Annotated in this window: 2 protein-coding genes; both read left to right on the top strand. The window is 72.3% G+C overall.

Annotated elements, in window-relative coordinates; all coding sequences use genetic code 11:
* The first annotated feature begins 106 nt into the window (after positions 1-106).
* Positions 107-1030: a TIGR03564 family F420-dependent LLM class oxidoreductase gene (locus I0Q12_RS28095; protein ID WP_197256810.1), complete on the top strand. Its 924-nt coding sequence runs from the start codon at positions 107-109 to the stop codon at positions 1028-1030.
* A 103-nt stretch (positions 1031-1133) separates the two neighbouring features.
* Positions 1134-1410, top strand: a 277-nt coding sequence (locus I0Q12_RS28090) for a DedA family protein (protein WP_374068812.1), incomplete at its 3' end; no start/stop codon positions are given.

Genomic DNA, 1410 nt, shown 5'->3' with positions numbered 1-1410 from the left:
CGGTGCGGGCGACCGGTGTGTCGGCGGCCACTGGTGCGTGCGGGTGAGAACGGGTGCCGTCCGCGGGGATTTTCGTGTATTCCTCGAAGTCGGCGAAAGGAATTGCATGCGAATCGGATTGACAGGCGGCGCCACGTCGACCGACAAGGTGGTCCGGCAGGCGCAGCAGGCGGAAGCGGACGGATTCGCGTCGCTGTGGTTCGCCAGTGGTGTGCTCGGCGATCCGCTGGCCGCGATGGCGGTCGCGGGGCGGGCCACGACCGCCATCGAACTGGGTACGGCAGTGCTGCAGACCTACCCGTGCCACCCGCTGCTGCAGGCCAATCGGGTGGCCGCGACCGCCGAGGCGATGGGACGCCCCGGCCTCACCCTCGGGCTCGGCCCGTCGCACGAATCCTCGGTCCGCGACGTCTACGGCCTGTCCTACGACCGGCCCGGCACGAACACCGAGGAGTACGTGGGCATCGTCACGGCCCTGCTCCGCGGTGACGACGTCGACGTGCGGGGCACCGAGTGGACGACGCGCAGCGCTGGGCGCATGACCCCGGTCGCGCATCCGGTGCCTGTGCTGCTGTCGGCCATGTCGCCACGCATGCTGCGGGTCGCGGGCAGCCACGCCGACGGCACGATCCTGTGGATGGCGTCGGCGCCGGTGATCGAGTCCCGGATCGTGCCCGCCCTGCACGCCGCGGCGCAGCAGGCGGGACGGCCCGCGCCGCGTGTCGTCGCCGGATTGCCGGTCGCGGTCCACGACAACGTGGCGCAGGCCCGGATCGCCTGCGCCGGGACCGCCGGTTCCTACGCCGCGGTGCCCGCCTACCGCCGCGTCCTCGAGGCCGCAGGCGCATCGCAGCCTGCCGATGTCGCGGTCGTCGGGGACGAGATGTCGGTGCGGGCTCAGTTGCGGTCGCTGGTCGCCGCCGGCGTGACCGACGTGTGGGCGGCGCCGTTCCCGGTCGGGGACGATCCGCGCGCGTCGTTGCGGCGCACCCGGGACCTGCTGCGGGAACTGGCAGCCGAGCCGGACTGACCGGCCTGCCTAGGGTGGAGTGGTGAGCCCGATCGTCATCGCCGCCGTACCGCCCGGACCGAACGTTCCCACCGACGGGCTTGCAGGATGGGTGTTGTCGCTGATGGATCGGCTCGGCGGTCTCGGCGCAGGCCTGGCGATCGCGCTCGAGAACTTCTTCCCGCCGCTGCCCAGTGAGGTGATCCTGCCGCTCGCGGGATTCGCGGCCGGACTCGGCAGTTTCACGCTGGCGTCGGCGCTGATCTGGACGACCCTCGGGTCCCTGCTCGGCGCGCTGGGCCTCTACGCGCTTGGACGCGTGGTCGGGGAGGAGCGGATCCGCCGGATGGTGGACCGGATGCCGCTGGTCGACGTCGCCGATCTCGACCGGACGGTGGACT

The sequence above is a fragment of the Rhodococcus sp. CX genome, assembly GCF_015865005.1.
Taxonomy (GTDB): domain Bacteria; phylum Actinomycetota; class Actinomycetes; order Mycobacteriales; family Mycobacteriaceae; genus Rhodococcus.
This window is presented reverse-complemented; position numbering and strand designations above follow the sequence as displayed.

Bases quoted from the DNA above. Each gene is read 5' to 3' on its own strand.
- I0Q12_RS28095 (WP_197256810.1), top strand. From the start codon at position 107: ATGCGAATCGGATTGACAGGCGGCGCCACGTCGACCGACAAGGTGGTC.